This is a genomic window from Amycolatopsis sp. NPDC049688, assembly GCF_040674975.1.
GTDB lineage: Bacteria > Actinomycetota > Actinomycetes > Mycobacteriales > Pseudonocardiaceae > Amycolatopsis.
On sequence record NZ_JBFANY010000031.1, the window covers coordinates 1 to 24,743 of the forward strand.

Consider the following 24,743-nt stretch of genomic DNA (forward strand, 5'->3'; position numbering starts at 1 on the left):
ACGTCGCTCATGAAGCGCTGGCGTCGGATCTCGGAAGACGCTGCTGAGCAGCCGGCTCGGCAGCGCGCCCTCCGCACGTGGTTAGAAGTGGTCGCCGGCCTCGTGGTCGAGTGCCCGCAGCTCGTCGAGCACCCGTCGGCGGAGGGCGCGCTGCCGAGCCGGCTGCTCAGCAGCGTCTTCCGAGATCCGACGCCAGCGCTTCATGAGCGACGTGAAGCGGCGCTGGTGGGCGCGGCCGGTCAGGTTGTGCCTGGTCATGAGCTTCCTCCCTCCGGCAGCTAGTGGCGGCGCTCCCACCAGCGGCGGGTCAGCGCGACCAGCAGCCGGAGGAGCAGAAGGTCGATCGCGATCCAGGCGAACAGATTGATCAGGTGGCTCTGCGTCCGGAGGACGTACATCAGGAGCACCCCGACCACGTTGAGGGCCGGCAGCAGGAGCAGCACGCCGACCGCCTTGTTGCGTGCGTCGCGAAGCGGGTGGTGCGGCGGCCGGAACTTCATTGCTGACCACCTTCGATCTGGCTCTGACCAGCCACAATGTCGCCGTCGAGGTCCGGCGGCCGAGGTGCGCGACCGTGCTCCATGGCGACCCGGTCGACCTGCAGCACCGCGGCGCGGTACTGCTCGTCGAGGGTGCGCATCGCCTGTCGGTTCAGCCGACGAACTGCCCAGACGGAGAGCAGTTGCCGAACCCACAGGTTGAGCAGCAGGGCAACGGCGATGGCCACTGCGATGGCACCACCGCCGGCCAGCAGATACGGCCAGTTGTCGGCGAGGAAGTAACGCAGCCAGCGCAGCGCGATCCCCAGGTAGTGGACGATGATGATCAGGCCGATAATCGGCACGGCGATAGCCGCGAAGAGCTTGGCCAGCAGCTCGATGAGGTCGTCCATCACACGTAGCCGTTCGCGAGGTTGTGCCCGGTCGACACGACGTCCAGGACGTAGTTCTCCTGGATGAACTGGAGCTTGGCTCGCAACTCGTCGTCGCCTCTGGCGAGGACCTGGCATCGTCGATGGATGTCGGTTGCGTACATGACTGATTGCGCTGCGTATTGATGCAGGCCACGGGCTCGTTCAAGAGCTGCACGGTTGTTGCAGGCGGCTTCGAGGACGCCGCGATTACCAAGGATGAGATCAAGCATGAAGTCCCTACTCCTTCGCTGGTCAAGCCGGGGTTCCGGCTCGCCTCTCAGCCTTCAGAGGGGCGGTGGGAAGGGTGCAGGATATAGCTGGGACGGCTGGGACAGTTCGTGAGAACCTGTGTGGGTGGCAGGAGAGAAGCACAGCAAGATCCACTGGTATGACCGAGAGGGCGAATCGCCCGTTGTGCGAGAGCTGCTTGCGATCCTCAAGGTCGGCGTTTCCGCGCTGGAAAGCAGGCCAATCGATGATATTTCAATAGTTCTCCGCGCTGCTCGCCTGTTGCCAAACTCCGTCGGACGGAGGCAATATGAGCTAGTAGAACTATTGTTCGATGAGCTCTTTGCATCAGAGACGTCTTGGGTTCGTGGCGAGCCGCACCGCAGGGCTGCCAGCCTTTTGTTTGGCCACGCTGATAGGACGCGGGGCCTCCCTCGCGCTGCGCGTATGAGCGTTGTCGCTGAAGACCATTTCTTTCAGGCGTCAGACACTTTTCGTCGGCCGGATCGCGGCGGAAAGATGCCAGACCTGTTGCGCAACGTTGCAAGAGGGATCGAAAACCTCATTGAGGCATATACCAGCGGGCGTTCGCTTGCTAGAGAGCCCGACGAGGATAGGTATAATTCCTACATATCTCGACCGTCAATCGAGAGCGAGATTTGCCGACTCCGCGATCGCGGCGAGCGAGTAATAGTGCTGCACGGCGATGCTGGCACGGGAAAGTCGCGTATTGCTTTCGAGCTGGCGCAACGATGGACTGCAAAGGCTGACGAGCGAGCTATAATTCGCGCAGGGGATGAATCCGACCTCTTGGAAGACCTGGCGTTAGTATTAGATGATCACGGGCTCGATACAAGTGGGCACGAGAGTGTCATCATGCGTCGCTTCAGGTCGCTAATAGAGGACTCGCGCAGGGGAATAAAGGTCATTGTTTTCGACGAGTTTCACGACTGGGAACTTCTGGAAAAACTGGTCCCTTCCGTTACCAATTGCACTTTTTTGCTCACTAGTCGAGTTCGAGATGTCGCGGGTAGCGTTGGTGCGCGAGTGCTAGTTGCCAATATGTCGGAAGGTGAAAGTCGACATATGCTCGAATCCAGGCTGCCTAACTTATCGCCTTCTGACGCGGGTCGCTTGTTGGAAATTCTGGACGGAAGGCCGTTGGCTATCGAGCATGCCGCCGGATTTCTGAGAGTTAACACAGATATTTCGGTTCGGGACTTTTGCTCGGAGTTGAGGGCAACTCCGGCGCCGGTGTTTGAGCTCGCTGGCGGGAGCGAGGCTGCTCTGACGGGCATCTACCGCATGGTCATAGAACGCATTTCGGTCACGGACGAACTGGCAATGCGAGCGTTAGAAGCTATCGTTTTTTGTCGCGCAATCGCGCATGTGGAGGTGCCTGGCATTTTGACGGCAGTGCACCTAAACAAATTTCAGGAGTTCCAAACTTCGACGGTTAGTGCTAGATCTGCTCAACTTGCCGTCGATAGGTTGGCAGGCTATTCGTTGATAGATTACGGCGATTACGGCATAAGAAATCATTCGCTAACAAATGAGATTTTGCTACACCTTCTCGGTGACAGGCTTCCTTGGGTCGGTCCTGTGCTAGAAGATTCTGTACTTCACTGCATGGCGCTAGCAAAAATCGTCAGACCTAGCGATGAGGAGTTTTCCGTCGACAAGAAAGAGACGATGGAGCAGGTCTCCAATGTTCTGCATGAGAGCGCGTCTCCGTTTGGAAAGGATCTCTTGGATTCACTTCCGTATGAGGTGGCAATCGGTCTTAACCTGCTTACATGCTGGTTAAATATTAGTTCCTTCAGGGAACTGTTTGACGACGATGTCCCGGAGAGCGATAACATGATCGAACGGGTAGACCGAAAATTTGAGGAACTAACCCAACGCTTCTCAAATTCGAATATTGAAGAAATAAATATTTTATGATACCTTAATGCAGGGTTGTCGACCAGGTTCTCCTCTCGGCTTGGATGCTCTTTCTGCTATCAATTTAGTTGGCAGTGCGTCCAATCGGAGATCGCAAGGAGATGTACTGTGTCGCGTCGAAGTAGCCTGTTGTTACCCGTTACATTCACAACTTGTCGATGGTGGGGGAATGTTCTCCGAAGCTTTGCGCGGCAAGCGTGCGGGGCATATCAATCGGCGCAGTCTTCGGGAAGTGTATCGCGACACCTCGAGGATCAGATACGGCGAGTGGTTGAGATGTTAACCGAGAGGCGGATCGCGACTTTTGAAAAGGCGTTAGCGCCTGTTGTGCAGTCGGCCGTCAGGGATAGCGGAGTTTGTATGATTGCCAACGACTGGACGCAAGTGAGTGAGCTTCTCGTGGACGCTGCGTATCACGCTGGTATCATTCTGTCTCTCCGAGGAGAGGGGCTTGAGTTGATCCCGCCGATGTCATCCACTGAGACTTATTCTGAAAGTGTGTTCGCCAAATATGGAAGTGGATGTAAGCGTGAGAGCCTAAGGTTGATACGCGGTTGGTAGATTCACTGTACTTCTTGTAGCCTCGCCCTGGCTGATTGTAAACGCTCCGTGCTTGCAATCAGGCTGGGGCGTTTTGCATTTATTGCGCAGGCAGTCTGGCAGTGTTCATCACTTTCGGTGGGGCGGTCGATATTCTGCTTGGGCTAATCGTCGCCCTCTAGTGGCTGGCTCAGCTTGCGTACATCCAGACCGGCTCGCCGGCCACGAGTGGCCTGCCCAGTGTCGTAGGTCAGCAGCACAAGCTTCCGCCCGATAGTCGGTGGGCACGCTATCGTCTGGGTGGCGGCCGCTCGGTCGACGATCTCGTCGTCATCGATAGGCAAACGAACGTGCCCGCGAGGATCGGACAGGATCTCTACGTTCACCTCTCCGCGCCGTACACCTGTGGTTCGCTGTATCTCGCTGTCGGCGTCACGCAACCGTGCTGCCTCCTTGCCGTCCTGTAGTAGACGATCCAGCACAGCGAGCGTGTATCCAGCCCGCCAGCGGACGTGTCGATCCTTGTGCTGCTTCAACCCGTCGAGCTCGTCGACGACCACCATCGGGAAGAGCAGGTGGATCGGCCCGCTGTAGAAGTCAACCACCTCGGCGAGGTCGATTTCTTCGAGCTTGACAGGGTGGTTGATGTAGAAGCCGGTGTCAGCAACGACAAACAGATCAGATTGCGACCAGCGCTGGATGTGCCGACGTAGTGTCGCGATCGCCTCGTCGAATGCTTCGACGCGTTGCTTCAGCTCGAGCGACACCAGGAGGTTGACGACAGTGACAGTGTGGGTGCCTGCGAGGTTTCCCACGCCGGCCAGCAGCTGCTCGTAGCGTTTGGTGAGCACAAGCCGATCCAAATCGAGGTCGCTGACCTGGCCGTGCAGCACGCTGACCGCGTCGCTAGCCCAGTTGAGATATGCAATGAGGCGATCAAACGCGCTGCCACTGCCCCCGCCTTGCAGGTTGAACGCCGCGTCGCGGGCGCTCTGGAGCGCTCTCAGAAGGTTCTCGCGGTCGACGCCGGGCCGTGGGGTGACGAGCACCGAAGAACTATGACACGTCGTGCCGGAGAACTTGTTCTCGTCGCGCAGGGCGCGACCGCGGTCGCCCTTGACAAAGGGTGGACAGAACCTGGCCACGGCCGTGTCGTATGGCACTCGAAAAGGTGAGGTTGTCTAGCTTTGCGTGGCTGCAACGTGCAAGATGCCACTACCGCGCGTCACCACCGTGTGCGTGTGGTGCTAAGTTGAGCACGGATCGTAGTCGTCTGTGCGGCGGAGCGAGGCATTGGTCACACGGCCAGCTAGAGGGGGAAGGGAAGTCGTTGGGCAAGCGCTACCACGACAAACCGGAACTGAACGAGGTCATCAAGGAACTCGTCGAGGAGCATGAGTGGGCCGTCCGTCCTGGTGGTCACGGCTTCGTTCTGATGTGTCCCTGCGGGTACGACTCGATCTCGGTGCCGCACACGCCAGCGAACCCGGGCAGGGCGGCTCGTCGCGTCCGGCAGCGGGCTCGTTACTGCCCTGACCAGCATGATAAGACGCCGCGAGCGACCCCTAAGGGCCGTTCGAGTTAAGGCTGTTTCACTCATGAAACAGCCGTGGTACGTTGGTGGTATCGCTGACCGAGGAGGGTGTCATGGGTCAGTATGAACTGATCTTTGTCGTGGACCGTCTTCAGGAGGAACTCGCCTTCAAGATCGGCAACACGATCGATGCGATGTACAGCGAACATGGCGGGACGCATCTGCTGACGGTGACCGGCGACGGAACCACTGCGCTGGCTGCTGCTCGCGACATCGTGATCCAGCTTGAGCTGCAGTTCGGCGTTGTGGTCCACCGCGCTTACGAGGACCTAGTCACGAAGGCTGACATCGCTGATCGGGCGGGTGCGACGGTGCAGGCCGTCGGCCAGTGGGTTCGTGGAGTCAGGCGCAAGGGACTCCCGTTCCCTGAGCCGTTCAACCTCGTCGGCGGGGGCGTCTGGCTATGGGCGGATGTCAACGACTGGCTTCGTCGAGCTGGGAAGGACCATGACGATGACGTTCTGCATCCTGGCCGTGAGGATGTCGAGTTGATCAATGAGTGGCTGCGGACACGTTCGTCTGGCTTCCATGGTCGACGCATTGACTTGACCCACCTGGGCCTGGCGGCGGGCGGCCATCACGGTGTGCAGTTCACGGCTACCACGCAGTTCGTGCACGGTGTCATCGCTGCTGGTGAGCGTGATCGCGAAGTCGAATGGACGCGTGCTGACTACGGAATGGTGGGATAGGCGGGATGAAGTCGGTCAGCACTGGCCGTGAATTGCTCAACTTGCTGGATCTTGCCAATGTGCAGTTCTATGAAGTTAGCGCCAAGCTTGATGCGGGTTTCCAGACCGGCCTCGCCGCTGCGATCGGCGGCGAGGCCGGCGAAAGCCAAGATCTCTCATCGCCCGAAGGCTCGGCAGGCGAAGACGCTGACGCTGACGCGCAAGTTTGGACATTCTTCATCCACGTCGATGACACCAAGGTCAATTTCCGGGGTCGCCTGGCAGTCGACGCTCCCGACGCAAGATACGTCATCGACGCTGCCGTCTTCTATGTGGCTAAAGAAGAAGTGAGTATTGATCGTGACGCTTTGCAGGAGTTTCTCAATCGGGCGGCCATGATTGCGCTATACCCGTTCGTTCGTGAGGCGCTCCACGAAGCGGGGCGCAAGATCGGGGCAAATCCTCCGCTTCTTGGGATCTATGATCCTCAGAAAATCCAAATCCAGTTGAGTGAACCAGTGGGCTGAACCGGCTGTAGTCGACTAGTTAGCCTAGCCTGGCGTGCCTGGATAACTGTCGCGAACTACCCGTGCCATTACCTGCCAGATCGGCGAAGCTAGGCCCGGCGCCGCCAAATCTCGGTGATCCGGCGGCCCAGCGCTAGCGTCCGATCGTTGATCGCCTGGTCAGTCCACTCGTCGGGGTGCTCGTCGACGAGCCGTTTGTTCAGCAGCAGGACGCTGTGGGCATTGATGCCTGCGCGCTTACCCTCCGGACTGGGTGCGCCGGCGGTCGGTGGCCATGGGCTGTTTGAGATAACAGGGTTAAGCCGGGCGGTTACCAGTGTGAGGTTGCCGAGCGTCTGCACGCGGTGGTTGCGGTCCTGAATCGAAGCTGGGTCGGCGGGGAAGTCGGCGCCCCAGTGCTGTTGCCAGCTCTGGGGCATGACGTGCTCGATGGTGAGGTCGCCGCGACGACAGTGCGCTTCCTCGGTCTTAGGAGACCGGTAGCTGTCCTCGAGCGCTTCGAGGATCATGCGACAGCGGCGCCGCGGTGTCATCGCATTGTAGAAACGGATCCGCTGGACTGAGTCGGTGACCTCCTCGTCGGTCGGCCAGCGGCGGGTGTCGGCGGTTTGCTCGGCAAGGAACGTCTCCGTAATCTGGCCAGCCTCGGCTGGGGTCGCCGTGCGCAGCCGACGTAGGAGCTCGACAACCAGGTTGGTGGTGTCGGCGATGCTGACTCGGCAGAGCATGCGGCGGACGAGCCAGCTCTCGAGCGCGGTCAACGCCTGATCGCGCGCTGGCTCGGGCACGCCGGATGCTGGACGCGTCAGCCACAACAGCAGCGGCACCGTGGCGGCGATGTCCATGACTTGGATGATGCGGTAGTAGAACGTCCCGGGCACGGAATGCGGCGGGAAGTCGGCGAGGCGCCGATAGGTCTGGGCGTCCGCCCGCAGCTCGGTCATCACGGTCTGGACATCATGGGCGGGCTGCAGCACGTGGTCGCGGAAGTCGGTGAAGATGCGGTCGGACGGCACGACGTGGGCTCGGCGCATCGTCAGCCAGTAGTTCAGGAAGATGTCGATCCGCGGCCGGTTCAGCCGGCCCTGCCGCTGCTCTTCACGCCAGAAGTCGCCGGACAGCGTGTCCCAGTAGTCGCGATCCAGCTTGTCGACGTCCAGGTGCTGGCGTTCCGCGGCCTGGAACACGGCGTTCTTGACCAGGTCGGCCGCCAGGAGCGGCGCGCCCCGATCGTTGAGGGCCTCGAAGATCGCTTGGGCGTTGTCCGCTGGCTCCAGGTTGATGACCACCAGTTTGAGGTTGAGGGCCAGCGCCATCGTGAGCGCGCGTAGCCGATCAGACGGCGTGCTGCTGTCGTCGGTCGAGGCGTCGAATGCCCAGCTGGTGATGCGTTCACGCAGGAAGACGATGGCTTCGCTAACGCGGTGCTTGCTCTCGTCGTTGGCCTCGTCATCGTCCATCGCAGCTTGGAAAGCTGCGCGGTCGGCGTTGATCGGCCAGACCTTGAGGATCTCGTCGTCGCTATCGACGATGTGCTCCGGGTTCCGCACCAGCGTGGTCAGCAGAGCGGCATCCCGCTGCCGGCCGTGCTTGGCCGCGACCTGACGCGTGGCGTTGAGCAGCAACTGAAGCGTGATAAGCCGCTGCTGTCCGTCAATAACGTGCCTGACCTGGATGAAGCCGGCAGGGTTGGGCTGCTGGTCGAGCACCACGGCGCCCAGGAAGTGGGCAGGTACCTCAGCGGAACTCTGCTGGTGACGAGCTTCGAGCAGCTCTTCGGCTACGGCTCGGACGTCCTCCCACAGCGGTTCCCATTGCTTCTCGATGTCCCAGACGTAGGGGCGCTGGAAGACCGGGATGACGTAACGGACCTGCGGCTCGAACAGCTTCTGCGGCGTCAGTGTGTTGGCTTCCAATGCGATCCCCTCGACAAGAGCACTCGATACGACAACGGGTCCTGGCGGCGACTCGACCGCCTCTGAGATGTTAGTTCAACATGAGCCCTCGAGCAGCGAAGTATCCGGCGCGATTGGACAGGATGAGGGTTAGGAAGACCAGCGCAGTTGTCTTTGCCCACCGCGGGACGGTCCAACGCCGACAAAGCCAAGTGGCTGCTCGCCAGGGCCCTTCGATGCAATCACCAGAGGCAACGCCATCCGGCAGCCGAGCAGGGTGTCGAGAACGGCTCCGACGCCTGAGTAATGCGCGATCCCCTTCAGGAAGTTCGTGGTAGGTGCGACGTCCCGCTGCTCACCGTCGTAACAATGCTCCTCTGTGCGTCGACCTTATGATCGGTGAGAGGAGTTGGCAATGTCCTTGGAAGATGCGCTGCGGCGGGTGGAGCAAGCCGTAGAAACATCGCTGACGCGTGAACAGGCGCAGAGCGATTTCCTGCGGCAGAGAACAGCGGCGGCCATCGAGAAGTGGGCAGCGTTGATGGCTGAGTTGGTACGGACCTGTGAGGCGTACGGACGGCGTCAGTACAGGGTGTTCCGAGGCACTCGTCGCAAGTCCATGCTGACACCAAGCTTCCGGTTCACTGAGGCCGATGCGGGGTGGTGCATCGGTGGCCTGCTGCTCCGGCCGAGTGGAGCGCTCTTCCTGCGCCCTCAACACCTCCACACGATCGCAGACAGGGCAGTGCCAGGCAAGATTCCCACCGCAGAGCATCTCAAGGCGCTGCGGAAAGTCGGTGTGCAAGTGGGTGAGCGAGTACTGCTCACCGGCGAGATCACACCTGTCGGGACACTGGAGCTCACGGAACTCGGGCCCACATCGCAGAGCTGCAACGCTGAGTTGCATGGGCAGGTGAGCTGGCACAACGGGGCGTACAGGTTAAGCCAGGATGGCACGATCATGGTGAAGCGCGGCCAATATGACGATGTCCACTTCGTGCCTTTTGTCGACTCGCTCGCGGAAGCGATGGCGGCGAACCTTCCTCACTAAGGGTGCTACGTCACCACGTTGAGTACGGGCTGAAGCCTTGCCTGCAGGTAGGGTAGCGCCTCGGCTCGTCTGGCTGCACGCTGCTTGGAGTGGGGACCGCTACAAGGGCAGAGACCACTGCTTGTCGGTCGCGGGGAGGGTCACGGCCTGGCCGCCGTCCGGCGAAATCTTGATCGTGAAGTCCGCGGGACTTGGCTGATCCAGTCGAGTCCAAAGCTGGTACGCGGTCTCCAGCTCGTCCCAGAGGCGTCGGTCTCCACCCTGTGTGACTTCGCGCTCGGCATCGTCGGCGTCTACTTCAACGCGCGCCCATGACTCGCTGCGCGGGTCCGTGAGGCAGAAGTACATCGGGCCGCCCTTGATCCTGATCCGGCCAGCTCGCGCTCCGGGCATTGAGAGCTGGGCTAGGAAGGCGAACTCCCACTTGCGGAGGGCGACAGGGCCGAGGTTGGTCCGTCGGTGTGGTCCCGGACCACTGACGGCGCGAGACGCCAGCTCGGGCAGCTCGTCGAGGTGCTCCTCCTCACTGCGAAGCGGCATGAAGTTTGCCCGCTCCGGCAGAAAGCGACCGCTCGCCGACCCGTCCTCGTTCACGGTGAGGCGGGCGAGGTTGCCGGCGAAGTCGCCGCGCAGGTCGGTCAGGATCGTGCCGCCGGGCCGCACCTGGCGCAGCCAGGCTGGCGGCACCCTCCGCAGGGATGCCGTGGCAATGATCCGGTCGTACTCCGCGCGTACTGGGTAACCAAGGTAGCCATCCGCGACCGCGAGCGTCGGGTTGAGGCCGAGGTGATCCAGACGTTCCCGCGCTTCGGCGACGCACCGCGGGTCGATATCCACCGAGGTGACGGCTTCCGACCCGAGACGGTGCGACAGTAGACCCGCCGTCCATCCTGTCCCCGTGCCGATCTCCAGCACGGCGTCTCCTTCGGTCGCCTGGCTGGACTCCAACATGGTCGCCACCACCGACGGCGCCGAACAGGATGTCGTCGCCATGTCGCGCTCGTCGAAGACCGTCAGGAGCGCCTCATCGTGGTAGACCGCGCGCAGCCACTCCGTCCGGTGGGCGGCGTCGGCGATGTCCAAGGCGTGACCGCCCAGGTTGTCCGGCAGGGTGAACCGCGGCGCGAACAGGTGGCGAGGAACGTCCTCGAACGCGGTCCTCCATGCGCGCGTGGTCAGCTTCTCGGAGGCCGCCAGGTGCTCGATGAGGACTTGGTTGAGGTTGACGGCCAGCTCGCTAAGGCCGCTGTCCTGCTCGATCACGTCGGTCACTGATCTTCTCCTGTGAGTAGGGCGGCGATCGCGTCCGCGATGGGGAGGGCCGTCGCGTCCTCTATCCAGCCCCATTGCCCGTTGGGGTTCAAGTCGACGAAGTAGTAGGTGTCGTCGGCGGTGACGACGAAGTCGGCCGCGGCGAAGGTCAGCCCAAGTTGCTCGGTCATCTTCAGGAGAGCCGACTCGACGCCTTTTGGAAGGCTCACGGGTTCGTAGCGCAAGGCCTGGTAGTCCGCGCGCCAGTCGAGCAATTCGCCGGCGGTCTCGTCGGCCACGAGGATGTTCGCGGCGAACACGCGCTTGCCGACCACGGTTGCCCGCACGTCCCGGACCTTGGGCACACGCTCCTGAAACTGGTGTGCGGTGAGCGCGACTCGATCATCGGACATGTCTGCGACCGTGACTGGTGTCGTGTAAACGAGCGACACGCGCTCGCCGTCGGGGACCGAGGCGCCCGAGAGCGTCTTGTAGACGACGGGGCCACCCAGGCGGTCGCTGAGATCAGCGGCGTCGCCGGGGGCGTTCGTGATAGCGGTGCGCGGTACGGCCAGTCCGCACGCTGCGGCAGTGACGAGCTGGAACGGCTTGTACTCCGCGTCTGCTGCCTTTGACGGGTGGTTCACCCACGAGCACCCCGGCAGGCTCATCAAGAGCCCACCGACTGCTCGGCGGGCTTCTCGCGCGGCGAAGCGTTGTTCGGCGTCGTTCATCGACGGCGGGAAGGTGAACGCGGTCGGCCTGCGGACGTACACACTGCGGATGTCACGTAGGCCGACCGAGCCGTCCGGACTGCGGAGCTCGCCGTCCCAGGAGCTATCGAACCAGGCGCTCACGCTCAGCGAGAGCGGGAAGTCGCCGGTGTCCGCCCGGAATACCTGTGCGTTCCGGCGCTCCAGCTCGCGGACGACGAGATCGGCTGACGTATCGGTCGGCTCCGTCAACACCAGCACGACGCCGGCGGTGGAATCTGATTCGGGGTTCATAGCATTAACGAGTCCTTATTTGTCGGTGACGTCAGCCGATGTCGTTGGCCGTGTCGTAGCGGGTGTCCCCTTCGTCCTGGCCGTCCGTTGACTGCTCGGTCACGCTTTCGGTGGCCATCGTGGCACCGGTTCCGGTGCGCAGGACGACGACGTTGCGAGGGGCGGGGGCAGTCCGCAGCGTCAGGCCGAAGGGGGTGGTTTCCGTGTCCGAGACGGGGGCGGCCGTCGGTACGAATCCCCGGCGGACGCCGAGTCCGAAACGCTCGTCTGCGTCGGTGAGTGACATACGGGTCGTCATGCTCTGCTTCTCCGTTTCGCTATCGCCACGTCGTGTTCGGCGTGGGGTCTTGGAAGAGGCCGGCTGGTCGGATCGTGACCGGCCGACCGAGTTCGAAGGGAACCCCCGGAGCCCAGTGCCGGGGCAAGAACCTGAAAGGGGGCGTCGGCTTGGCCGGGGGCGCCGATCGTGAGCACCGCCCGCAGGGTCCACAGCGGGTCCGCGCCGTACTGCCAGGAGACCGCGGAAGACGTCGGTGCCGGGGAAGCTCGGTGTCCGGTACGCGGTGGCACGGTGCTCGTCGCGGATGATGAGGACGTCGGCGCACGTCGGCCAGTGGAACGTCGCGGCGTATAAGTCCGGCGCGTCCGGCCGACCGAACAGGTAGAGCGTCCACTTACGGCGGCGCAGTTCGGTGAAGAGGTCGTCGAGTGAGAGTCCTGCGATCATCGGCATACCTCGGCTCCGGTTCTGGCGAGCGGACGTAGCAGGACACCAGTCGTGGTGTTCCGGCCGGCGTCGCGCCGCGACCGCGCTCTGAGGAAGTGCCAAACCGCTGAAACTGGGGAAAGACGGCGGTCACGATCTCTAGAACCCTTCGCGCAGTCGGTACGCCAGGCGAACGATGTCGCAAGGCCAAGCTGCGGTGCAGCAGGCACAGTCGCCACTAGCCGGGTCGGGCTCGTGCAGCACGAACGTCAGGGTGATCAAGCTATAGAGCTGCGTCGGCTCTGGGATTCGGTCGCTGATCGTCGTCGACAGCCGGTTCAGCCGTCGCTGCCAAGCGCAGGACACTCGTGGGCCATTGCGCAGGTCGATCGTTCGTACGGCCATGATGACCGCTCCGTCCGTCTCGTCGTCGATCTTGGACGACATCCGACGCCGAGGGCTTCGCCTGATCGGCGGGGAAGCGACCAGTGGTACCTCTGCGAAGGACGCACACCTCGACGCCGGATGCCGCTTTTGACCTTGGACGATGCACCGAGGGGATCCCAGGGCAAAGATCGGGAAAATTGACGAAAGAGACCAGCAACCACAAGGTCTGACCTGCGGTAATGTGGCTGGGCGGCGCGGACCGCACACGGAGGGGTACGCATGGTCGCCAAACGCGACGGACTGGCACGGGCACGGCGGGCGGCCGGCTACACCCAGGAGACGCTCGCGGAGGTTCTTGGCGTCGACGTCAAGACGGTCGGCAACTGGGAGTCCGGGAAGACCGAGCCGCTGCCGTACAAGCGCCCCAAGTTGGCCGCTGTTCTGAACGTCAGCGCGGATCGCCTCGAGGAACTACTGCGCGTACGCCCGGCCTCCGTGGCAGTCGACCTTCGCAACAAGCCACATGCTGGCGAAGAGGAGCTCGCCACCATTCAGGCCATGGCCACGGCATTCCAGGTTGCGGATCGGAAGGTCGGCGGCGGCCGAATCTACTCGACCGTGGTCACGTACCTGCAGACCGAGATCAGCCCGCGGCTCTTCGATCCGGCCAGCGACGTACTGGGCGAGCGCCTATTCGAGGCGGCCGCGTCGCTGACAGAGATCGCCGGCTGGATGGCCCACGACAGCGGCCGTGATCGGCAGGCCAAACAGCACTTCAGCCAGTCGTACCGGCTCGCGAAGGCAGCGGATCACCCGGCGCTCCTCGCCAACATCTCTGCCAGCATGAGTCACCTGGCCGGTCAGCTCCACCAGGCCGAGGACGCCGTCCGGATCGCTCAAGTCGGCTTGATCCACGCCCAGCGCGGGCCCGGCCGGCAGCGGTTGACAGCCCGATTGCATGCCATGACCGCCCGTGGTTTCGCCATGCAAGGCGACTTGGACGCCAGCCGCCGTGCATTGACGGATGCGGAACGCGTGCTGGAGCGGCTACACGAAGACACACCGGCGGAGTGGATCAGCCAGTTCGACGAAGCCTCGCTCGCCGGTGAAGCGGCGCTCTGCTACGACGCCTTGGGAGAACGGCGGCAGGCGGAACGGCAGGCCCGACGCGTGCTTGAACTGCGCGTGGGCGACCGGGTGCGCAGCCGGGCGTTCGGGCAGCTGACGCTCGCCGAGGTGCTCGTCGGCGGCGGCGAGATCGACGAGGCGGCGTCGCTTGGCCGCGAGGTGTGTACGGCCCTCGGGTCGCTCACCTCGAGCCGCGTCCGCAGTCGGCTTGCCGACCTCAAGGCAGCCCTCACACCGCACCGCTCAGTGCCCGAAGTGCAGCTGTTCCTGGCAGACTGCAGTCATGTTCTGCAACCCGCGGCTGCCTTGGAAGCTGACACGGCGTGGCCGGTGTGACTGACGACGATCCTGCTCGCTTCGCCTACCTCGCCGAAGGCAACGCTAAGCAGGCGCGCAAGCGGGTTGCCGCCGACGTCCTAATCACCGACCAGGCCGGTCGCGTCCTCCTGGTGGATCCCACCTACAAAGAGGGTTGGGACCTCCCCGGAGGGATGGTTGAGGCCAACGAGCCACCGCGGGTTGCCGCCGAGCGAGAGCTCCGCGAAGAGCTGGGGCTGACGCTGACCGTTGGCAGGCTGCTCGTGGTCGAGTGGGTACCGCCGCACGGGCCGTGGGACGACCAGCTGGTGTTCATCTTCGACGGTGGCCAGCTCGACGACGCAGCGGTGTCGAACCTGCGTCTGACCGACGAGGAACTCGCTGGTCTGCGGTTCGTGACACTGGCTGAAGCGAAGTCACTGCTGAAGCCGCGGCTCTGGTCGCAGGTGGAGAAGGCGCTAAGGGCCCGTTCCAGGGACACCGTCGCCTATGCCGAGCTGGAGTCCGGGGCCGGAGATGTGACCCGCGGCTGACCAGTGGTTCAGGCTGAAGCAGCTGGCCAGAGGCGCTGGATGACCGAGACAAGGTCAGTCCCGAGCACATCCACGATCTGGCGAAGCTCGACGACGTCGATCCGGCGTTCGCCAGCCTCGTACTTACTCACGAAGGACTGTGGCTCATCGAGACGCTCGCCGACCTGCACTTGCGTCAGGTCGGCCTCGTCGCGCAGCTCGCGGAGGAGCGTACACAGCCGCCGGTAGTCCGCAGAGTAGATCGACTTGTCCACGCGGCAAGACGACCGCGCGGGTTGTCAATATCCCAAAATCGGATATTGTCGTCGGTGGTCGAAGCGGGGCGACCTCTTGTTGTCGATCTTGGCGATGGAGGTGATGAGATGCGTATCGCGCTGAGTGGCGGCGGTGGCGGCACCTGATCCAGCGGCCCGCAGAACACAACGATCCCCTTTGGCGCTGACCAAAGGGGATCGTTGCCGTTTAAAAATTCCTAGTTATTGGTATAATCGATCTTGCAGCGAGTCGCACGTTCCTGCCGAAGGAGGTGACAGCTATGCGCCGGACTCCGATAGGTGGCGGTGGTGGCGGCGACACCTGATCGCCGCTCGCCCAGTCCGCAGAGAGTCCTGGGTTGCTTTTTCCTAGGACTCTCCACCCCTTCAATTTGCAAACCAAATCTAATACAATACGAATAGATGAATAACCTGATCGACCAGCTCTACAAGATAAAGCTTCGGCTCGCCGGCCTCGTCACCGCCGTTGTAGGTGCGGCGCTTCTCTTCTTGGCGCAGCATGTCGAGGGCGCACCGACATTGAGCTTGCTGGTCGGGTGGCCGACCAAAGAGTTCGGCACGACATTGCTTACGGCTGGTGTCCTCGGGGTGATCTTCGAGTACTACGCTCGCAAAGAAGCAGACGAGCGGGCAACTGAGCACTTTCGCAAAGCCCTCCGGCAAGAAGCGCCTGCCCTTATCGACGCTGTCCTGGGCAGCTTCGCTGCCAGCCCTGACAGGCTGAAGGACATCGCGTCAGATGAAACCCTTGACCGGATCGCCACCAACACAATCGGGCTACGCATTGACGACGCTGATCTGGCAGGTGAGGCTTACGCGGATCTTCGCGAGCAGGTCATCCGCTCACCGGAGCGATGGCGCGATGTCGATATCTCGATTTCCCTCAGCCCGTGGGAAGGCGGCCCGACACAGGGGCGCGGCTCGATGTTCGTTGCCACGGTCCGTTGGGAGTACAAGGCACGCCCGCCCAGTCCGACGATGCGTTTTGCCTGCGTCTCCGACCTTGATGAGTATCGCGAGCTGCTGCGGGACTCGACGGTTGCTTCAGCGTGGCACTTCGATACGTCGGCAGGCCTTGACGCCGCCGATCCGGAAGTGTTCACGCTGGTCCGGCTTTCCGTCAACGGCAAAGTCAAGAACATCCGCCGTTCGACCAGGGAAGGGAGCCAGCAAGCGACCGTGAGCCTCGGTCAGGACGTAGTCGGCAGCGAAGTGACCATCTCCTACATCTACCGCGTCCTGGTCCAACGCCACGGCCACCTGCTCTACCTGGATATCCCGCGACCAGCAAAGGGCGTGCACGTCAAACTTGACTACGTCAACGCTGGCATCCGCCGCGTCAACGTCGTCGACTACTTCGCCAGCCCGGCGGCTTCTCGGGTCGAGACGTCACCAGCATCGACGCCGGCCAAGACGGTCGACGTGAGCTTCGACCGCTGGGTCTTCCCGCGAGCTGGCGTGGCGTTCGTGTGGGTGCTCAAAGATGAGATGGCCAAAGCTTCTTCCAAGGAGTGACTGTACGAGCGAGCGTCTGCAGCCTGTCCCGCTCGCACGTCGAGGTGCTCACTAGCGCGATCAAGTCGAGCCCTACACCCAGCTGCGCTTGTTCGCAGCCAAGCGTTGGCCATCCTGACGGCGTCAGCGCCTTTGCATAGCAGAGCGAGCATCCTTTACCCACTGCCACAATCGTCCCGCAGCAAATGCTAACAGCAAAGCCGCAACTACCATTGAAGCCAACATATCGCTCACCTCATACCTGTCAGTCGGTTCCTGAAGACGCTGATAGGTAGAGTCAAGCATGTCCATGGCGCCGCTATGGCGTATGACTTAACTGCACTCTAGCAGAACGGTCACCAATTCCATCGAAACCCTACGACAGTCTCTTCGATAAACGGAATAAAATGATGAAGCTCCGCGTTTTCACTGATTTCAAGAGGTTCCTCCATTAGAGGCTCACGTTCGGTGTGGTCGTCCCACACTGCCCACCACGCTTGACGGGGAGCGCGCTCAGAAAATATGACGCGCAGATCGACATTCTCAGTTCTGCCGCGTGCTGCGCGGCGTACTTCTGTGCAGGGCTGACGTCGAGGAAGGTAAGTTGCAACATACTGCAGCGAAGTCGACTTGCCTTTTGGGAGCGGCGTTGCGAGATGAAATTCAACGTTGACAAAGCCTGGTGCACTTTCTCGGTAGGCGGCGATTTTGCCTCCCGCAACAACCGACATCTCGTCGAGGTTGTCGGGTTGGTTGTGGCCGTACCGCTCAACTACATCGGCGACAGCGGTCAAGACGTGAGAAGTTTCGATTTTCTGAAGGTTTAGCCCATTGTCGATGTAATATCGGTTAAATAACGCGGTAGTTCGATGGTTCTGCGGAACCAGCACCGGTGGGTTCGGGTTCCGGAGTGTGAACTTGATGCCATCACCTTCAGTCTCCGACACGGGTCCCCCAGAAAAGATACTCCATAGCAACGATCGATCCTCCTCTGTAAAACTGAAGGCATCGAGAATCCATGACATTGTTTCAAAGGTAATTTGTTCGCGTTTGAGTGCTCTTTCGATACGCGTGCGCAAGCTTCGCGGGAGATTACGATCTCGATCGGACCGAATCGACTCATTCCAGAGATGAAGCGCGACGACTTTAGAGACGGCGGAGTAGTTGACCCCGGGGCCGCGACGGCGCTGTGCTTGAGCCTCCCACTGGCGGCGATATGTAGGATTGCTAAGTAATAGATCGTTCAGTGTTGATCCAGCTTCCTTCGAGCCAAGTTCCTGGGGCTCCACTGATCAACTTCCTCTCTGGCCTGCGGTGCGCCATAACTGCGCCACGGCGGTGATCTACTAGAGACGACTCTGAAGAGTTGCTAGGTTGTCTCAGCTTTACCGAATGTCTCATGCTTTTGCAAGTCCGGTTCACAGAGAAGGGAGCCAGGTCGGAAGTGGCTGGTCAAGGCTACCAAGTTAGCGTAGAAGACCTTGAGATGGTTTCTCGACAGTTGAGTTCGATCGCATCGGATCTCAAACAGCACCCTGTTCGAGACCTTGATTGTCCGCCGGCAATGTTTGGGCACGCGGCGGTAGCGAGCGCAGCCGGTCATTTCTGTGACCGTTGGCAACGTGGCATCACGACGCTTGTTAGTGATTCGCGAACTGCTAGCAAGTTGCTTCAAAATGCTGGAAGCTTCTATCGGCGTGCAGAACATGATGCAAAGAGCCTTCTGCGGAAGGCTGCGGAACCGTACGGGGATGGAATCGATGCCTAGCTTCAGGGGAAATCCGATAACGGGCATTGAGGGAAACCCGCAGGCGATTTGGGAGTTCGGCCGTTCCTGCGAGAAGTGGTCGCTCCTGCTCGACTCCGCGGGACAGATTGCCAAGAAGCTTGATACTCAATTTTGGCAAGGGTCGGGAGCTGAGGCGTTTCGGCGCAAGTATGAATTTGAGCCTAAGCGATGGTTTGACGGAAGTGATAGCTTTTCCCGTGCCGCTGACGTCATTTACCGATACTCGGATACTTTGGCGTGGGCGCTTCGAGAGCAGCGTGAGGCCCAGCAAGCATGGGATCGTGGGTTTTCTGCTACGCAGCTGATTGTGGATGCAAAACCTTTTTTGCGAGCAAGCTGGTCTGAACAGTGCGTTGCGGAAATATCACTTAGGCTACCTCCGAAGTCGATATCTGCTGAGGACAAGGGTGCGGCCGTTCGCGGGGCGGCCTATGAACGGCACCGTAATGCCAAGAAACAGCTCGAGGGAGCTGGAGACGATGCGGCGAATATCTTGAATGAAGTCGCAGAACTGGCCCCTATTCGCAGAAACTTCCTGGAGAATATCGGCGAACTCCTTGCTGGTGTGGGTGATAACTTCGACGGCGTGATTGCGGCTGCATTTAATCCCGGCGGTGCACTGAAGGGGTTGAGTGACCATGTGCATCAGTGGTTTACCGATCCCGCCGACGCAGCAGGCGCGGCGCTTGATGTCGACGGTCTTAAAAATAGTCCTTATCGATGGCTTGGTGGCATGGTGGGGGGTGGTGTCATAGGGAGGGTCGGACGCTTCGGCAAGTTTGGTGGCATTTCTCGCCACCTTGAAGAGCATCAGGTGCAAGGGCATGCGCCTAAGCTCAATGTTGGCGAAGCCCCTCGCATCTCCGGCTACCACCACCGTCCAGGTGGGATCGATAGCGGCAATTTCAAGGTCTTATCGATTACGCCGCCAGACAAGAACGGCGTTTATGAAGGTTTGGTGGAAGGTGAGTCGTCTAGTGGTGTAAAGGCCACTAAGATGAGTAGCTTCTTTCCTGATGCGTGGTCTCACGAAGAACGCCGCGAGGCGACTGTGCAGGCGTTCGAAGGACGTCAGCAACTTGGTAGTGATCCCCATAAATGGCATGGATACTACAAAGGAATTGAAATTCAAGGATACATCGATGTTAAGGTGGACCCAGTGTCTGCGGTGCCGTATAATGTGTCTAGTTCCTGGCCGGTATATCAGGGGTCTAAGTAGATGCGAGGAGGGAGCTTGCTTAAGCATAATAGTGTGACTTTCCGCCATCAAGCAGACGGAAAAATCGAGGTAATGGCTCCTCCTGAATGGGAGCCGATCGCAAGCCTGTTATTCGGCATCGAGCACATGAAACCTATTATAGATTTAATGGTAGAGTACGCGAGGAATCCAGCTGAAGAGCCTCGAGCGGTCGGTGGCGGCCAAGAGTACTGGGTAGTAATCGATAAAGACAAAGCGGTGATACGTTCAGATTTTTCTAACGCTTCAGTAACTTTGCCGCGCGTCGAATTTCTTCTTATTATTGAGGAGTTTGCTAAACGGGTAGAAAGGCTTTAATTGGTTTGTTCTAGTGGCATCGGACGTACACGCCCGCAGCATCCGACCGCGTCTCCGGAATCATACAGGGTCGACGTGGCTGAGCACTCCGCCGACGCCATCGCCGAGGTCGTGAACGATGTCGTCGGCCGCATAGACGACGTCGCTTATGAGCCACCGGCCGCGTTCACGACATTGCTGGTGGCGTCGCCCAGTGCCACCCCGAGATTGAGGCCGACGAACTCGGCGGCTGACGTCAGCCCGTCGCCGATGTCACAGAGGAACGTTGGCCCTTCTAGGGTGCTGGTCTGCGCCTTATCGACCTGGCCGACCGCCTGATTGCCAGCAGAGTTCAGCTGGCTGCGGGCCTCGCGCAAGAGCGAGCGCGTCTGAGTGCGCTTCGGCTCGCCAGGATACTGGAACGGTGCTGCGGTCGGTGGTGGCTAACCGTGGGACGCAGCCTGCTGTCCGGCTGCCGCGACGTCACGGTCGTGGGCGGCGCTGGCCTGGCGACTGGCCTCCTCGCCCTGTTTCCACAGGTCAATAGCCTGTTATGCCTACCTCTGCGCCCAGTCGAGCGTCGGGGCGTAGCCGTTGATCGCCGCCGCGGCCGCGTGGAAGGCGTCCCCGGCAGCCAGCCAGCGGGCCGGTTCAGCATGGGTCCGTTTGTGGTAGGCGTCGGCCGCCGGCCCCGACCAGCCGCCGGTGTCCAGCTTCTTGAAGCCCTCGCCGATGCGGATCATGGTGTCGCCGTACACCGTCAGGTGCGCGGTCGAAGCTCGGATCTCCTTCGCCTCGCCGGGCACCAGAGCTTTCGGGTCGTCCGTCTCGCCAAGCTCAGCCATCGCTCATCGCCGTCGCGCCCGGATCGGCGCCCGCGTCGTCGAAGATGCCCTTGAGCTTGTGCTCATGCGCCTGGTCGGCCTTGATGTAGGCGCCGGCCGCGTCGACCAGGCGGCGGGAGAGCTGCTGACCGTCCTTGGTCAGGTTCTCAACGCCGAGCGCCCAACGAGTCGTGAACGACTCGTACGAGTCGGCCAGCTTGGTGTGCCCGACGAACTTCCGGTCGCAGTCGATGTTCTCGACCTGCAACTCGTCGAGGCCGCCGAGCAGATCGGACAGCCCGAGCCCGGCGTTCTTCAGCGCCTCGACGTCGACAGCGAAGCCGTCTGGCATCGCACTCTCCCCGTGGATGACCAAGATCGGCGTCCACCCTACGACGTCAGCCAGCCACGGTCCGCGACAGTACAGGTGCATCACTCAGTTGGCGTAGTGAAATCATCGCGTACTGCCCAGCCGTTGCAATGGCTTTGGTTGGACGAGTCGCATCATCATGTCAAGCCAATAAGGCGGCATCTTCATGAATCCGATCGGGTTGGATCGTACGTATTTGTCTCAGTCTGCGTCGTTTTGTGGACAAATCACGGCATTCTCTGCATGTTGATCGAGTTGCCGTCTCGCCCGCAGATCCACAAGTTGGCCGTAGCTCGCTCACCCAGTTGCCCGATAATCGAACAACAGCAAACTCGATGGGGTAATGGTGCGGTTCTCACTGCAGCCTGGCTCGTACAAACTTGGCTACGCCTCAACGCGTGGCGCAGGAACCGGCTCGATCAGCCGAACGCGCAAGTCGCCGGGCCCGTCGCTGGCCTGCACGGTCACGGTGTTGGGCAGCCGGCCGAGGAACTCCTTGAAGTTCCGGCAGCCGTAGTTGCGTTCGTCGAAGGCCGAGTCGAGGGTCAGCATCCGGGCTTTGAGCCAGGCAGCGACCGGAGTCGGCGTGTTGCTCTGCTTGATCGCCCGGATCAGCAGCTCTTCACCGTGCTTGATATCGAACGTCTTCTCAACCGTCAGCTTCGCACTGGGCTCGACGGCCGCAACCAGGGTGCCCCAGTACTTGTACTCGGAGCAGACCGAAACAAGCCGCGGGCTGGCCGAGGCCTCGGTGCCGACGCCGACGACGTGCTTGCCGAACTCCCGCAGTCGCTGTACGAGCCGCGAATAGTCGCCGTCGCCGGCCACCAGCAGGTACGTCCCGATGTCCGGGTGCGTGATCAACGTTTCCATAGCGTCGACGGCCATCCGGATGTCGGCGGCGTTCTTCTGCTGGATGCCGAACCGCTGGATCTGGATCAGGTCGACGCCGTTCATGGCGAGGTCGTGCTGGTACTTGCCGAACTGCGGCTTCGCCCAGTCCGCGTAGGCGCGGCGAATGGAGGCGTTGCCGTAGTCCCGGCAGACCAGCTCGAGCGCGGCGTACGGCACCGGATTGGCCTGGTCGGGCAGGCTGTTACCGGCGCCTATCGCCAGGTTCTCGAAGTCGATGAAGACGGCGACCTGCTCAGCGTTGCCGGGCCCGGTGGCGGCGGTCATGTCGGCGCTCCGTTCGTCGAAGGCGTTTGGGTCGTCCGTCCGGTCGCGTGCATCCAGAGGATGACGTCGAGGCAGCGCAGCAGGCTTATGTCCGCGATGCCACCGGCCTCGTTGCGCAGGTCGGCCACGGCGTCGGCTCGCCGCGAGTCGCTGTGGAACCAAGTCCACAGGCAGGCCCAGACGCTGCTGGGTGCGCCAAGTACGGCCTTGACCTGGCTGTCGTAGACCGGCAGGAGGTGTGGACGCTTCCGGGCTAGCAGCTTGTTAGCCGTGACCCACCGGTCCTTGCCACCGCAGCGCTTGAATAGCCACCACAACCTGCTGGCTGGTGATCCGGGCGCGTAGGTCGTCCACGGTGCCTCGTGCATCGGCAGGTTGGTCGGGATCGGTCCGAGAAGTTCGGTGATCTCGGCTGTGTAGGTGATCGTCGCGTCGATGGCAACGTTCGCCAGGTCCGAGATGCTCAAGAAGCTGAGCGCCAGGACGTCGGCCTCGGTCACGGTGTCAGCGCTGTCGGGCCGGTCGCCTCCGCTAGCGAAACGTTCGAACCAGCGGCCGGTGTAGCGGGGCCGGGCGGCGTCCTCGTTGAAGTACTGCTTGAGCGCGTCGACTGCGGCCGACCGACCCTCTCCGAGGACATGTCGGTCAAGCAGCTCATGCTGCGATGTGTAGTGGCTGGCAAGGGGTAGTCCGCTGGCTTTGACCCGCACGGCACCCCAACCCCAGCGTTAGTTCCTGGACCTGAGGTCGCTGCGAGAGTTGACGGTGTTACGTAGCCCGCTGGCCAGAGCTATCACCGGAGCGGCAGGTTCGGTGAGGTCGTCGGCAGCTGGCAGTCGCCGGGCTCGCCAGGCCGCGAAGCCGAAGCCGACTGCGGCGATCGCGAAGACGGCACCCAGTGCCCACGCCCAGGTGGCGTTCATCGAGATGGCCAGGTAGGCCTGTATGGCGTTGATCGGCGTGCGCCGATCTGATCTGCGAAGTGTCCACGTCACTCTATGTGCTCGTAGTGTCACCGTGGTCGCTCGGACCTAGTCTCGGATTGACTTCACGTGCTGAACTCCGAACTGGTGTAACAGGTCCTGCGCGAGCTGTCGGGTGGTCACCCTCAGCTCAGAGATGTCTGCATCCGCACGTACCTCGGCTTCAACGGGCACGACTTGCCTGATGATTCGTGATCCGGAGACCAGTTGTCCAGTGCGGTTGCCATGCTCAACTGCGGCGACAAAATCGGCTCGAAGGCCGGCGGATGGCTGCCTGACCTCGGCGCGAACCTGGAGGATGCCAAGGTTTCCGAGATGGCGCGAACGAGTGGTGGCAAGGGCGATGGCATCCGCAAGAGCCGTCTCGACGAGGCGGACTGGTAGGAGGGTCGAACCGTCGAGGCCCTCTGCATGACCGACGCCCCAGCCATCGGTGCTCACCGCCATGACGGTCGACCCGTCATGGTGGAGTTCGACCTGGAGTCCGTCTTCCATCGCAGCTGGTCCGGCCGACCGGCGTGCTCGCACCACCCATCTGCGGAGACCGGTGCCGGGGTCGTGGATAGCGGCATGCGGCAACGAGTGCAGCACGCCACTGTCGGTGGTGCGTGTCTGGATTTCTTGACCTGCGCTCATGGCTTCGTAAAGAACGGTGGCGACGTCAGAGCTGCTGGGGGTGCTGACATTCGGCGGGGTCGGCGAGGTAGGTCGCGCGACGACGATCAGCCATGCCTTATCGGAGGACTGGTCAACTTGCTGGTAGGTGTGATCGAGGAGGGCTTGCAGGGTGGCTGCATCGGACGTGCGGCGCGCGAACCGGTCTCGGTAGGCTCGCTCGAGTTGGTGTTCACTCATCCAGAGCGTGTCGGAGCCGTCTCGGAACGGGATACCCATCTCGTTCTTCTCGCCCAAGACGTGCGGTGCGTCCGGACTAGCCAGCACCGACACGACGAGTAGAGGTCGATCTCCTTGTTCGTCGTTGAGCGGATCCATCGTGATGCCGTTCACCATGGGGCGTATCCAGCGCGCCGTAGCTGCTCGTAGCATCTGACGCTCGCGCTCACCGTTAGCCGCCGCTCGAAAGCCGGTAGCGCGTTCATCCTTTTCGGTGACGCCGAACACGATCAGCCCGCCCCTGGTGTTCGCCATCGCGGCGACATCCTTCGCGAACTCCTGGCGTCTCTCGGGGACCGGTAGCGCCTGCTTCCAGTCCAAGTCATCATTTTCTCTGAGCTGCTGCTCGACGGCGCGCACGACCATGTCATGTGTCAGCTCGGACGGAAGCAACCCGAGCTCCGCGTGAATCCGTGACCACATCACCGTCATGGCGGCAATCTACGCCAGTGATCGCGCCGACGGCGCACGTGCAGAGGTCCGACTGCGGGCTCACAGCGAGCTCGCGGTAGGCCCACCTTCGGTGCAGACCTGGCTACCAGGTACCGCTGGTGGTCTCGCGGCGCCCGATCGCGGACTTCGTGAGTCAGATGCCGTGGTCGGTGAGCGCTGGGTGACTAGGGCGTGTCTGACAATGCTTTGGTCCAGGTGATCACCGCGTGCAGGACGACCGCTGACCTGTAGACGATGGCGAGCTTGTCGTAACGAGTA

Annotated in this window: 27 protein-coding genes; 9 read left to right on the top strand and 18 right to left on the bottom strand. The window is 61.6% G+C overall.

Annotation, left to right across the window (positions count from 1 at the left end; genetic code table 11):
• Positions 1-81 precede the first annotated feature (81 nt).
• Genes AB0J55_RS44875 through AB0J55_RS44890 form a run of 4 tightly spaced genes read right to left on the bottom strand, consistent with a single transcriptional unit; the run spans position 82 to position 1,143 of the window.
• Positions 82-258 (bottom strand): hypothetical protein, encoded by a 177-nt coding sequence (locus AB0J55_RS44875; RefSeq protein ID WP_364264051.1) that lies wholly within the window; start codon positions 256-258, stop codon positions 82-84.
• A gap of 20 nt (positions 259-278) precedes the next feature.
• Positions 279-500, bottom strand: coding sequence for a hypothetical protein (locus AB0J55_RS44880; protein ID WP_364264054.1), 222 nt, complete (start codon positions 498-500; stop codon positions 279-281).
• Positions 497-892, bottom strand: a complete 396-nt coding sequence (locus AB0J55_RS44885; protein ID WP_364264057.1) for a hypothetical protein — start codon at positions 890-892, stop codon at positions 497-499. Before AB0J55_RS44885 ends, AB0J55_RS44880 begins: the two co-directional genes overlap by 4 nt.
• A complete protein-coding gene (locus tag AB0J55_RS44890; RefSeq protein WP_364264060.1) occupies positions 892-1,143 on the bottom strand; it encodes a hypothetical protein in 252 nt (83 codons plus the stop codon). The genes AB0J55_RS44885 and AB0J55_RS44890 overlap by 1 nt, the downstream gene beginning before the upstream one ends.
• 124 nt (positions 1,144-1,267) lie before the next feature.
• Here AB0J55_RS44890 and AB0J55_RS44895 point away from each other — a divergent pair, with 124 nt between their 5' ends.
• Positions 1,268-3,085 carry an ATP-binding protein gene (locus tag AB0J55_RS44895; protein WP_364264063.1) on the top strand — a complete coding sequence of 606 codons (1,818 nt, stop codon included), beginning with the start codon at positions 1,268-1,270 and terminating at the stop codon, positions 3,083-3,085.
• A gap of 704 nt (positions 3,086-3,789) precedes the next feature.
• Here the strand turns inward: AB0J55_RS44895 and AB0J55_RS44900 are convergent.
• On the bottom strand, positions 3,790-4,770 hold the full coding sequence (locus tag AB0J55_RS44900; protein ID WP_364264066.1) for a PIN domain-containing protein: 981 nt from the start codon (positions 4,768-4,770) through the stop codon (positions 3,790-3,792).
• A gap of 502 nt (positions 4,771-5,272) precedes the next feature.
• Between AB0J55_RS44900 and AB0J55_RS44905 the strand changes: the two genes are divergently transcribed.
• Complete coding sequence (locus AB0J55_RS44905) at positions 5,273-5,908, top strand: hypothetical protein (RefSeq protein WP_364264069.1); 636 nt, start codon at positions 5,273-5,275, stop codon at positions 5,906-5,908.
• Between the two features lie 5 nt (positions 5,909-5,913).
• Positions 5,914-6,414 carry a hypothetical protein gene (locus tag AB0J55_RS44910; RefSeq protein WP_364264072.1) on the top strand — a complete coding sequence of 167 codons (501 nt, stop codon included), beginning with the start codon at positions 5,914-5,916 and terminating at the stop codon, positions 6,412-6,414.
• 89 nt (positions 6,415-6,503) lie between these two features.
• Here the strand turns inward: AB0J55_RS44910 and AB0J55_RS44915 are convergent, their stop codons facing one another.
• Entirely contained in the window at positions 6,504-8,330 is a 1,827-nt protein-coding gene (locus AB0J55_RS44915; protein WP_364264075.1) for a DUF262 domain-containing protein, read from the bottom strand.
• Between the two features lie 394 nt (positions 8,331-8,724).
• Between AB0J55_RS44915 and AB0J55_RS44920 the strand changes: the two genes are divergently transcribed.
• Positions 8,725-9,360, top strand: coding sequence for a hypothetical protein (locus AB0J55_RS44920; protein ID WP_364264078.1), 636 nt, complete (start codon positions 8,725-8,727; stop codon positions 9,358-9,360).
• A 99-nt stretch (positions 9,361-9,459) separates the two neighbouring features.
• On the opposite strand, the gene AB0J55_RS44925 is transcribed toward AB0J55_RS44920, so the two are convergent.
• The 4 genes from AB0J55_RS44925 to AB0J55_RS44940 form a co-directional block, all read right to left on the bottom strand.
• A complete protein-coding gene (locus AB0J55_RS44925) occupies positions 9,460-10,632 on the bottom strand; it encodes a methyltransferase domain-containing protein (RefSeq protein WP_364264081.1) in 1,173 nt (390 codons plus the stop codon).
• Positions 10,629-11,618 (bottom strand): ATP-grasp ribosomal peptide maturase, encoded by a 990-nt coding sequence (gene tgmB / locus AB0J55_RS44930; RefSeq protein WP_364264084.1) that lies wholly within the window; start codon positions 11,616-11,618, stop codon positions 10,629-10,631. Before tgmB ends, AB0J55_RS44925 begins: the two co-directional genes overlap by 4 nt.
• Before the next feature lie 31 nt (positions 11,619-11,649).
• On the bottom strand, positions 11,650-11,916 hold the full coding sequence (locus AB0J55_RS44935; protein WP_364264087.1) for a hypothetical protein: 267 nt from the start codon (positions 11,914-11,916) through the stop codon (positions 11,650-11,652).
• 567 nt (positions 11,917-12,483) lie between these two features.
• Positions 12,484-12,771, bottom strand: a complete 288-nt coding sequence (locus tag AB0J55_RS44940) for a hypothetical protein (protein WP_364264090.1) — start codon at positions 12,769-12,771, stop codon at positions 12,484-12,486.
• Positions 12,772-12,990: 219 nt separating this feature from the next.
• Between AB0J55_RS44940 and AB0J55_RS44945 the strand changes: the two genes are divergently transcribed.
• Together AB0J55_RS44945 and AB0J55_RS44950 are read left to right on the top strand one after the other, a co-directional pair.
• Positions 12,991-14,175 carry a helix-turn-helix domain-containing protein gene (locus AB0J55_RS44945; protein WP_364264093.1) on the top strand — a complete coding sequence of 395 codons (1,185 nt, stop codon included), beginning with the start codon at positions 12,991-12,993 and terminating at the stop codon, positions 14,173-14,175.
• Complete coding sequence (locus tag AB0J55_RS44950) at positions 14,172-14,690, top strand: NUDIX hydrolase (protein WP_364264096.1); 519 nt, start codon at positions 14,172-14,174, stop codon at positions 14,688-14,690. Before AB0J55_RS44945 ends, AB0J55_RS44950 begins: the two co-directional genes overlap by 4 nt.
• A gap of 8 nt (positions 14,691-14,698) precedes the next feature.
• Here the strand turns inward: AB0J55_RS44950 and AB0J55_RS44955 are convergent, their stop codons facing one another.
• Entirely contained in the window at positions 14,699-14,944 is a 246-nt protein-coding gene (locus tag AB0J55_RS44955) for a helix-turn-helix transcriptional regulator (RefSeq protein ID WP_364264099.1), read from the bottom strand.
• 423 nt (positions 14,945-15,367) lie between these two features.
• Between AB0J55_RS44955 and AB0J55_RS44960 the strand changes: the two genes are divergently transcribed.
• Entirely contained in the window at positions 15,368-16,480 is a 1,113-nt protein-coding gene (locus AB0J55_RS44960; RefSeq protein WP_364264102.1) for a hypothetical protein, read from the top strand.
• A 335-nt stretch (positions 16,481-16,815) separates the two neighbouring features.
• On the opposite strand, the gene AB0J55_RS44965 is transcribed toward AB0J55_RS44960, so the two are convergent.
• Positions 16,816-17,748, bottom strand: a complete 933-nt coding sequence (locus tag AB0J55_RS44965) for a hypothetical protein (protein WP_364264104.1) — start codon at positions 17,746-17,748, stop codon at positions 16,816-16,818.
• A gap of 333 nt (positions 17,749-18,081) precedes the next feature.
• Here AB0J55_RS44965 and AB0J55_RS44970 point away from each other — a divergent pair, with 333 nt between their 5' ends.
• Together AB0J55_RS44970 and AB0J55_RS44975 are read left to right on the top strand one after the other, a co-directional pair.
• Positions 18,082-19,467: an EndoU domain-containing protein gene (locus tag AB0J55_RS44970; RefSeq protein WP_364264107.1), complete on the top strand. Its 1,386-nt coding sequence runs from the start codon at positions 18,082-18,084 to the stop codon at positions 19,465-19,467.
• A 33-nt stretch (positions 19,468-19,500) separates the two neighbouring features.
• Entirely contained in the window at positions 19,501-19,803 is a 303-nt protein-coding gene (locus AB0J55_RS44975) for a hypothetical protein (RefSeq protein WP_364264110.1), read from the top strand.
• Positions 19,804-19,949: 146 nt separating this feature from the next.
• Here the strand turns inward: AB0J55_RS44975 and AB0J55_RS44980 are convergent, their stop codons facing one another.
• From AB0J55_RS44980 to AB0J55_RS45005, 6 genes are all read right to left on the bottom strand, one after another.
• Positions 19,950-20,159 carry a hypothetical protein gene (locus AB0J55_RS44980; RefSeq protein WP_364264113.1) on the bottom strand — a complete coding sequence of 70 codons (210 nt, stop codon included), beginning with the start codon at positions 20,157-20,159 and terminating at the stop codon, positions 19,950-19,952.
• Positions 20,160-20,339: 180 nt separating this feature from the next.
• Complete coding sequence (locus tag AB0J55_RS44985) at positions 20,340-20,627, bottom strand: putative T7SS-secreted protein (RefSeq protein WP_364264115.1); 288 nt, start codon at positions 20,625-20,627, stop codon at positions 20,340-20,342.
• Positions 20,620-20,958 (bottom strand): hypothetical protein, encoded by a 339-nt coding sequence (locus tag AB0J55_RS44990; protein ID WP_364264118.1) that lies wholly within the window; start codon positions 20,956-20,958, stop codon positions 20,620-20,622. Before AB0J55_RS44990 ends, AB0J55_RS44985 begins: the two co-directional genes overlap by 8 nt.
• Positions 20,959-21,360: 402 nt before the next feature.
• Positions 21,361-22,155, bottom strand: coding sequence for an NYN domain-containing protein (locus AB0J55_RS44995; RefSeq protein ID WP_364264121.1), 795 nt, complete (start codon positions 22,153-22,155; stop codon positions 21,361-21,363).
• Complete coding sequence (locus AB0J55_RS45000) at positions 22,152-22,865, bottom strand: DUF6308 family protein (protein WP_364264124.1); 714 nt, start codon at positions 22,863-22,865, stop codon at positions 22,152-22,154. The genes AB0J55_RS44995 and AB0J55_RS45000 overlap by 4 nt, the downstream gene beginning before the upstream one ends.
• Positions 22,866-23,186: 321 nt before the next feature.
• Positions 23,187-24,464 carry an ATP-binding protein gene (locus AB0J55_RS45005; protein WP_364264127.1) on the bottom strand — a complete coding sequence of 426 codons (1,278 nt, stop codon included), beginning with the start codon at positions 24,462-24,464 and terminating at the stop codon, positions 23,187-23,189.
• Between the last annotated feature and the right edge of the window lie 279 nt (positions 24,465-24,743).

What these genes read in the sequence shown, in the direction of transcription:
- AB0J55_RS44890 (WP_364264060.1), bottom strand. Translation starts at nt 1,143, where the DNA reads ATGCTTGATCTCATCCTTGGTAATCGCGGCGTCCTCGAAGCCGCCTGC.
- AB0J55_RS44905 (WP_364264069.1), top strand. Translation starts at nt 5,273, where the DNA reads ATGGGTCAGTATGAACTGATCTTTGTCGTGGACCGTCTTCAGGAGGAA.
- AB0J55_RS45005 (WP_364264127.1), bottom strand. Translation starts at nt 24,464, where the DNA reads ATGACGGTGATGTGGTCACGGATTCACGCGGAGCTCGGGTTGCTTCCG.
- AB0J55_RS44940 (WP_364264090.1), bottom strand. Translation starts at nt 12,771, where the DNA reads ATGTCGTCCAAGATCGACGACGAGACGGACGGAGCGGTCATCATGGCC.
- AB0J55_RS44945 (WP_364264093.1), top strand. Translation starts at nt 12,991, where the DNA reads ATGGTCGCCAAACGCGACGGACTGGCACGGGCACGGCGGGCGGCCGGC.
- AB0J55_RS44885 (WP_364264057.1), bottom strand. Translation starts at nt 892, where the DNA reads ATGGACGACCTCATCGAGCTGCTGGCCAAGCTCTTCGCGGCTATCGCC.
- AB0J55_RS44995 (WP_364264121.1), bottom strand. Translation starts at nt 22,155, where the DNA reads ATGACCGCCGCCACCGGGCCCGGCAACGCTGAGCAGGTCGCCGTCTTC.
- AB0J55_RS44935 (WP_364264087.1), bottom strand. Translation starts at nt 11,916, where the DNA reads ATGACGACCCGTATGTCACTCACCGACGCAGACGAGCGTTTCGGACTC.
- AB0J55_RS44985 (WP_364264115.1), bottom strand. Translation starts at nt 20,627, where the DNA reads ATGGCTGAGCTTGGCGAGACGGACGACCCGAAAGCTCTGGTGCCCGGC.
- AB0J55_RS44880 (WP_364264054.1), bottom strand. Translation starts at nt 500, where the DNA reads ATGAAGTTCCGGCCGCCGCACCACCCGCTTCGCGACGCACGCAACAAG.
- AB0J55_RS44990 (WP_364264118.1), bottom strand. Translation starts at nt 20,958, where the DNA reads ATGCCAGACGGCTTCGCTGTCGACGTCGAGGCGCTGAAGAACGCCGGG.
- tgmB (WP_364264084.1), bottom strand. Translation starts at nt 11,618, where the DNA reads ATGAACCCCGAATCAGATTCCACCGCCGGCGTCGTGCTGGTGTTGACG.
- AB0J55_RS44960 (WP_364264102.1), top strand. Translation starts at nt 15,368, where the DNA reads ATGAATAACCTGATCGACCAGCTCTACAAGATAAAGCTTCGGCTCGCC.
- AB0J55_RS44910 (WP_364264072.1), top strand. Translation starts at nt 5,914, where the DNA reads ATGAAGTCGGTCAGCACTGGCCGTGAATTGCTCAACTTGCTGGATCTT.
- AB0J55_RS44920 (WP_364264078.1), top strand. Translation starts at nt 8,725, where the DNA reads ATGTCCTTGGAAGATGCGCTGCGGCGGGTGGAGCAAGCCGTAGAAACA.
- AB0J55_RS44875 (WP_364264051.1), bottom strand. Translation starts at nt 258, where the DNA reads ATGACCAGGCACAACCTGACCGGCCGCGCCCACCAGCGCCGCTTCACG.